Source organism: Nocardia sp. CC201C, assembly GCF_030010695.1.
Taxonomy (GTDB): domain Bacteria; phylum Actinomycetota; class Actinomycetes; order Mycobacteriales; family Mycobacteriaceae; genus Nocardia; species Nocardia otitidiscaviarum.
On record NZ_JASCXP010000389.1, the window covers coordinates 1 to 7,056 of the forward strand.

Consider the following 7,056-nt stretch of genomic DNA (forward strand, 5'->3'; position numbering starts at 1 on the left):
CGGTCGTAACCGGCGCGGTCGAACCCGTTGCGATCGAAACCCTTGCGGTCGTAGCCGAATCGGTCATAGCCGTGGCGGTCGAATCCGCGTCGATCGAAACCGTCCTTGTCGTAGCCGTCCCTGTTGTAGCCGTCCTTGTCGAAGCCCCGCTGGTCGACGCCCTGCCGATCAGGAACCTGCTGGTCGGGACCCTTCTGATCAGGAACCTTTCGATCGGGAACCTGCGCGTCGGTCGCGGGCCTCTCGCGGGGTTTACCGCCGTCGCCAGGCGTATTCGTTGCGGATGTTCCCGCACCGGGGGCATCCGCCGATGCGGGATCGGCCGCGACCGCACCCGCACCGATCGCCTGCCCGACCACCACACCGGTGGCCGCTAGCGCGGCCAGCAGTAGCGGTTGGCGGCGGCGTGCCCTGTCGGTCGCTTCATGTCGGCCCGATGGCCACTGTGTTTCATTCACAAGAACTATTGTCCCAATTCTGAAACACATTTCGCAATGCGATATTGCAACATCGCGCGTGACTATTGCAACATCAAGACATATCCGGCGGCCGGTCCCGCCCCGCGTCAAACCCGATCGAGTCCGACGGTGGCCGTGAGCAGGGCCGTGATGTCCGCGGCCGAACGGACGCCGACGAACCGCACCATCTCGCGACCACCCGCGAACGCGAGGACGGCAGGCACGCTGCGGAAGTCGAACCGCTCGACCCACGGCGCTCGGTCGATGTCCACGACCACACCGGTGATGCGCCCCTCGAAGCCGGACAGCACCCCCTCCAGCACAGGCCGCAATTGTTTGCACGGCCCACACCAGGTCGCGGTCAACTGCACCAACACCGGTGCGTCACCGGCCAACAGGGCGTCGAATTCGGCTTCGTCGTCGACCGGCCGCAACGCGGCCCGCATCGTCCGGTCCGGCTCCGCGTCGTCGGGATGATCGTCACCGACGGCCAGTTCCGCCGCGGTCGCCGCGAGCTCCGCCGCCCCGGCCCGAATGCCGTTGACCTCCAAGCCCGCGGCGAGCAGCCGCGCGACGGCGTCCGACGACAGTGGCTCGGGATCGAGCTGACCCACCTCGACGGTGCGCAGCCCGGGCAGGCCGAGGATGGCGTCGGCCCACTTCGGGTCGATCCGGTCCGGCTCGATCGACAGTGCGGTGACAGCCGTCGCCGCCAAGGCGGTGAGATGTGCGGCCCGCAGGTTGCGACCGCTGAGCCGCACCTCCTCCAGTTCCGGTACCGCGGCCAGCGCACCCAGCCCGGCGCCGGTGATCGCGGCGCCGGCGACCTCCACCGAGAAGGGCTGCCGCGCGGCGACGAGGTCGAACACGCGGTCGTCGAGGCGGTCGCCGCGCATCGCGATCAGGCAGATGGTCCCGCCCGGCAGATGAAGGTCGGGGCCGATATGCGGCGAGTCCAGTTCGAGCGCGAACATATCCGCGGTCCAGGCCAACGCGCGTGTTCCGGTGTCGGTGAAATCCCCGCACAGTTCCAGGTGCTGGACGTTGGCCATGGTGCCCACCACGCCGAGCAATTCGTCGTCGACGCCGGTCAGCATCATGGTCGCGAAGGCGTCGCGGCTGACCCGAGCGAGATCGGCGGGCGGGCAGTGGTCGGCGGCGTACGTGAGCATCGCGTCGTCGGGGACCTCGACCGTGCCGCGGGCGCTGATTTCCCGTCGATCCAGCAGTTCGCCCGACTGCTCGTCGACACGGAGGTACTCCACCCGGCCGGGTAGTCCGAGTTCCGGGAATCGTATTCGTCGCATGTGTATCGAAACCATCCTTTCAACCACCATGCTCCGGAAAGCCGAACATCAGTGCAACCCATTTTTGCAACAGATTGTGTGACTATTGCAACCAGGCGGATCAGTGCGCGGAGCGCTCGGATTCGGCGACCACCCGCCCGTAGGCGACGTGCCCGATCAGGCCGGAGAGCGAGTACAGCAGGATCATCGCCACCGACAACTGCCATCCGACGATGTCGCGCGGGTCGGCGAAGACATCGGGTGCGGCGTGGCTGCCGATGCGCAGCAGACTCTCGGTCACTCCCAGCAGGGCGGCGAGCCCGAGCGGGAGCAGCGACAGCCGCAGACCGCGCGGCAAGCGCGCCACGGCCACCGAGAGCAGCACGGCCAGATTCGCGACGAGAACGAGCGACGCCGCCAGGTACGAGTACGCCTGCGCCGACCCGCCCAGATACCCGACGTACTTCGTCTGCGTTCGGGGCGCGTCGGAGACCGCCCAGAGCACCAGCATCGCCACCGCCCCAGCCGTGAAGGCGCGGGTGATCCAGGGCCGCAACTCCTCCCGACCCCACGCGCGCGCCACCACCGTGAACAGGTACGCGCCGGCGGCGACGATCAACAGGTCGCCGACCAGGTCGGTGAAGTTGGTCAGATAGGTGCCGGCGATGGAACCCTGTGGCAGCCAGTCCCTTTCGAGTAGCAGCGGATGCCGCAGCACGATACCGGGCAGCAGCAGGGTCAACGCGATGGTGAACGGCCGCGAGCCCGGCCGCGCCCGCCAGACGGTGAGGCGCAGCGCGATGGTGCACAGGGCGATGACGCAGGCGATGAGGTATTCGATGATTCCGGCGTTCATGTGAGCAGCCCTTCGCCGAGATCACGGCGCCAGCGCCGCCGCTTCACGGCCGGCGCTTCGTCGGTTTCGCGCTCCGCGTGCAACCGTTCCTTCTCCCGTCGGGTCAGTTCCTCGAGCAATTGCAGGGGCGACGCGGTCCGCAGCGGTTCGCTGGCCGCCGCGCGCAGCGCCTCGTCGCGGGTCAGCAACCCCGCCGCGACGAGGCCGTCGACCGGATTCACGCCATAGGCGCGAGCGAAGTCGATGACGGTTTCGGCGACCGGTGGATCGCTCTCGCGCAGATGGCGGCCGACCCGGTTGTTGCCGATGCCCATGCGCGCCGCGATGGCGCGCTCGCTGTCACCGCTCGCCACCTCGTCGCGCCACCGCAGAAACCGCTCCATACGCTCACTCACGGGTCATAGTATTGCAGAATTGGAACAGTGCAGGTAGAGGGCTCGAACACGCCGCTCTCGCGGTGGTGTCGAGCGCCGCTGGCGGGTGCGGGAGGTACGGCGAAACCGGTCGTCGGGGTAGTCGACCGCGCATTCATCCCCACTCCGCCCTGGCTATCGTGCGGCTACTCTCGTGTTCGCCGCTCGGATCGATATCCGCGAGAACAGGAACCGTCCATGCCCACGCCTTCGCGCCACCCCGCGGGCAGCCGCATGACCGCCCGCGTCGCCGGGGTACTGCTGATCGCCGCGGGACTCGGCTACAACCTGTGGATCACCGCTTTCGTCCTCGACCCGGAACTCAGCGCCACCAAGTCGTATGTAAGCGAACTGGCCGCCGACGACGCTCCCCACGCCGTGCTCTACCGGGCCGCGGATCTGGCGGTCGGAATCGCGGCCGTGGCGGCGGTGCTGATCGGCCGGTCCGGGGGGCCGCGCGCTGGCACGTCCCGGCCGGTACGCGGCGGCCGCGCTCGGTGTATTCGGCGTCGGAACCGTCGCGGACGTCTTACTGCCGCTGGAATGCGGCGCCAGCCGCCACCCCGTCTGCGCCGCGGCCGAGGCCACCGGCGATGTCTCACTGACCCATACGCTGCACATGGTCAGCAGTACGGTGGCCAACGCCGCCGCGCTCGCCTTTCTGGTCTTCCTCGCCGTCGCACTGCGGCCGCTGCGTCCCCGCTGGGTCCCGCTGTCGGCACTGCTCGCCGCCGCGTGCTCGGTCGGGGCGACAGGGTGGATCGTGGTGACCGTCGGTCTCGACGAAAGCCGCTCCGGGGCATGGCTCGGCGTCGTCCAGCGCACCGAACTGCTGGCGGTCGGATACGGGCTTGCGTTGGCGGGCGCGGTGTTCGCTTGTTCGCACCGGTGGTGCGGTCGGACATGATCCTGCTGGTCGGCGGGCTCGGCGACCTGCCCGCACAGTGGCAGCCACTGATCCGCGCCCTGGGACCCGACCTCCCCGTCCGACATGCCCGCCGCGGCCAGCCGGGTGAGCTGGCCGACGAGGTGGCCGCAGTGCATCGGCTCGTGCGACAGCACGGGGACGAACCGGTCGACCTGGTCGCGCATTCGATGGGCGCGTTCGTCGCCGAGGCGTACGCCCGCTCACATCCCGGATACGCGCACGGCCTGGTGCTGCTGGACCCCAGTGTCGAGGGCCGCCCCCGGCGATACGCCGAACCCCTTGCTGGACGAGCACTCCGGCCGACCCGCCGCGCCGCGCGCACCCGGTTGGCGGCGGCGCTGCTGGGCCGGGGGCAACGGTGGCTGGACCCGGCGCTGCCGCCGGAGCACGTGGACGCGGTCGTCGCGGCACTGCGCGACGGCGACTTCATCGACCGGTGCCTCACCGAATGGAACGCCTACCCGCGCTGGGCCGCCGACCTACTCGACCTGCGCCGTCACACGCCGCTCCCGACCGCGCGGTCGCTCGTGGTCACGGCGCAGCGCCACCGGCTCTCCGGCTGGCCGCGGCGGCACCGCGCGCTGGCCCGGCAACTCGGGGGACATCACCGCGTCGTCCGCCCGTCCGGCCATCTCGTCATGACGGCACACCCGCATCGGGTCGCCGCGCTCATCCGCGCCCACCTCGCCGACCGACCCGCGGGGGGCTAACGGACGAAACAGGTTCTGCGGACCGGAAGTCCGCGTTCCTCGAGAGCGGCCAGGAGCTGTTGGCCGCGGCGGGCGCCATCGGTCGAGGAGGTGTTGGCCAGGGCCGGGACATAGGTGGCCGCGCCGACGATGGATTCGCCGACCAGGCTCCAGAAGCGGCGGGCGGGCAGGGCCGCGCAGCGGGAGATGACCTGTTGGATCAGGTCGAGGGCGGGCTCCAGGCGATGCGCGAGCCAGACGTACATGGCGCGCTCACAGGGCAGGGTGACCACGCCGGGCTCGCCGTCCAGACGGTCGCCGTCGATGACGCGAATCGTGGTGTCGGCCAAGCCCGCCCAGTCGATGCCGCCGTCGTTGTCGGTGTGGATCCAGAGGTTCTCCAGACCCGGATCCCAGGCGCGACCCTCGGCCACCAGCAGGGCCACCACCCGGCCGACCACGGCATGGATGAGGGCGGTGGCGACGACCTCGGCGGCGATGTCGGCGTTCGTCATCTCGGCGGCGTGGCGGCGGTACATGAGTTCGATGCGGCCCTCGCGAACACCGTCGGTCAGGCGCCACCAGCGCCGCTTGCCCTGATCGGCCATGGCCGCCACGGCGTAGACACGCGGGTGTTCCGGTTGCAGGGCGCGCAGCCGAGCGCAGGTCCGCTCGAAGACGAGCTGGGAATCACGCAGCGGGCATACGGTCATGGGTTCGGGCACGCGAACCTCCTCCTCCGTGAACAAACAGGCCGAATCGAAAAGATAGGTTAGGCTTACCTAGTTAGAGAATGCAATGCTCGAAGCCGTAATGCCAGTAGTTCGGCGCCGTCGTGTGCATGGGACGCGGTGCGACACAGGGCGAGCCGGTATGACCAATACCACACCGGCTATCACCCGGTTACGACAACCTGTAGTACGCGTGCGCGTCGTTGACTCCGTAGAATTGGGGAATGGCAGGTCTTGGTGAACTCGAGAAAGCGGTCATGGACCAACTGTGGTCGGCCGATGAACCACAAACGGTGCGGCAAGTCCACGAAGCTCTCGCACAGCGCCGCGAACTCGCGTACACCACGGTGATGACGGTGCTCCAGCGATTGGCGAAGAAGAGCCTGGTGGTGCAGCAGCGCGACGACCGCGCACACCGCTACGCCCCCGTGCATACTCGCGACGAACTCGTGGCCTCGCTCATGGTGGACGCATTGCAGCAGGCCGACGAAGTAGGCAGCCGCCGCGCGGCTCTCGTACACTTCGTCGAACAGGTCGGCAAGGATGAGGCTGCCGCATTGCGGGACGCACTCGCTAAGCTCGAAGCGAACGAGGCAGCACGCAGGAAGCCGACCGACGATACGGGAGTCTGATCGCCGCACCTGCCTCGGCGCCTAGCCCCCACAACGTAGTGAGCTGAGGAATGGATGTAACCGCGCCGGTTTTCGCCGGTCTCGCGTTGTTTCTGGCGGGACCGGCTCCGGCGCTGCTCAGCAGAGCCACCTGGCCGTATCGCAATCCCCGTGCGGCACTGGTGCTCTGGCAGGCCATCGCGCTGGCCGCCGTGCTCAGCGCCTTCGGCTCCGGGCTGGCCATCGCCAGCCGACTGCTGGTGCCGGGCCCGGACGGGCGGCCCACCACCTCGCCCTACGCCGAGATCGATGTGCTGGGGCTGCCGCTGTGGCTGGCCTATGTCACCGTCTTCGCGCTGACCCTCATGATCGGCGGTCGGCTCATCTGGTCGGTGATCCGCGTCGGCATCCACACCCGCCGCCGCCGCGCCCGCCATCGCATGCTGGTCGACCTGCTCGATCAGCCCAGCGTGCAGCGCAAGGCCGCGGATATCCGGGTGCTGGCCGCCGCCGAGCCGATCGCCTACTGTCTGCCGGGCATCCGCCAGCGCGTGGTGCTCTCCCAGGGCACCGTGACCAATCTGTCCGATGCGGAGCTCACCGCCATCGTCAGCCATGAGCGCTCGCACCTGCGTGCCCGCCACGACCTCGTGCTGGAGGCGTTCACCGCCGCGCACGAGGCGTTCCCGCGGGTGGTGCGCTCCAAATCCGCGCTCGATTCGGTGAAGCTGCTCATCGAACTGCTGGCCGACGACTCCGCCGTGAAGGTCACCGGGGCGACGCCGCTGGCGCGCGCGCTGGTGGCCTGCTCGAATTCGGTTGCCCCGCAAGGTGCGATGGCCGTCGGCGGACCCACCACGCTGATCCGCATCCAGCGCCTCGCCGGACCGCTCGGCAGCGTGCGCGAGGCCGCCGCCGCCTACCTGGCCGCCGCCGCCATCCTGGTGGTGCCCACCCTCGCGGTCGCCATTCCGTGGCTCACCGAGCTGCACAGGCTGCTGATCAGTGCCTGACCCCGCCGCCCACCGGGCCGCCGCGCACGAGGGCACCGCATCCGATGCCGCCGGATCCGATGCCCCCACGC

At 69.3% G+C, this 7,056-nt stretch carries 8 protein-coding genes and 1 pseudogene; 4 read left to right on the forward strand and 5 right to left on the reverse strand.

Going from position 1 to position 7,056, the window contains the following annotated elements:
* The 4 genes and pseudogenes from QK444_RS29380 to QK444_RS29395 all read right to left on the reverse strand — a co-directional run.
* Positions 1–458, reverse strand: a pseudogene (locus QK444_RS29380) (hypothetical protein); the annotation flags it as partial.
* A 107-nt stretch (positions 459–565) separates the two neighbouring features.
* The gene (locus QK444_RS29385) at positions 566–1,765 is read right to left on the reverse strand and encodes a thioredoxin family protein (RefSeq protein WP_282785374.1); all 1,200 of its coding nucleotides are present in this window, start codon (positions 1,763–1,765) and stop codon (positions 566–568) included.
* Between the two features lie 100 nt (positions 1,766–1,865).
* Complete coding sequence (locus tag QK444_RS29390; protein WP_282785375.1) at positions 1,866–2,600, reverse strand: hypothetical protein; 735 nt, start codon at positions 2,598–2,600, stop codon at positions 1,866–1,868.
* A complete protein-coding gene (locus QK444_RS29395) occupies positions 2,597–2,995 on the reverse strand; it encodes a hypothetical protein (RefSeq protein WP_282785376.1) in 399 nt (132 codons plus the stop codon). The genes QK444_RS29390 and QK444_RS29395 overlap by 4 nt, the downstream gene beginning before the upstream one ends.
* Positions 2,996–3,473: 478 nt before the next feature.
* Here QK444_RS29395 and QK444_RS29400 point away from each other — a divergent pair, with 478 nt between their 5' ends.
* Together QK444_RS29400 and QK444_RS29405 are read left to right on the forward strand one after the other, a co-directional pair.
* A complete protein-coding gene (locus QK444_RS29400) occupies positions 3,474–3,920 on the forward strand; it encodes a DUF998 domain-containing protein (RefSeq protein ID WP_282785380.1) in 447 nt (148 codons plus the stop codon).
* The gene (locus tag QK444_RS29405; RefSeq protein WP_282785377.1) at positions 3,890–4,651 is read left to right on the forward strand and encodes an alpha/beta hydrolase; all 762 of its coding nucleotides are present in this window, start codon (positions 3,890–3,892) and stop codon (positions 4,649–4,651) included. Before QK444_RS29400 ends, QK444_RS29405 begins: the two co-directional genes overlap by 31 nt.
* Here the strand turns inward: QK444_RS29405 and QK444_RS29410 are convergent.
* Positions 4,648–5,355, reverse strand: coding sequence for a hypothetical protein (locus QK444_RS29410; RefSeq protein ID WP_282785378.1), 708 nt, complete (start codon positions 5,353–5,355; stop codon positions 4,648–4,650). The genes QK444_RS29405 and QK444_RS29410 overlap by 4 nt on opposite strands.
* 230 nt (positions 5,356–5,585) lie before the next feature.
* Between QK444_RS29410 and QK444_RS29415 the strand changes: the two genes are divergently transcribed.
* Both QK444_RS29415 and QK444_RS29420 read left to right on the forward strand, forming a co-directional pair.
* Complete coding sequence (locus QK444_RS29415) at positions 5,586–5,993, forward strand: BlaI/MecI/CopY family transcriptional regulator (RefSeq protein WP_282785379.1); 408 nt, start codon at positions 5,586–5,588, stop codon at positions 5,991–5,993.
* Between the two features lie 50 nt (positions 5,994–6,043).
* Positions 6,044–6,985, forward strand: a complete 942-nt coding sequence (locus QK444_RS29420) for a M56 family metallopeptidase (RefSeq protein ID WP_029930604.1) — start codon at positions 6,044–6,046, stop codon at positions 6,983–6,985.
* Positions 6,986–7,056 lie beyond the last annotated feature (71 nt).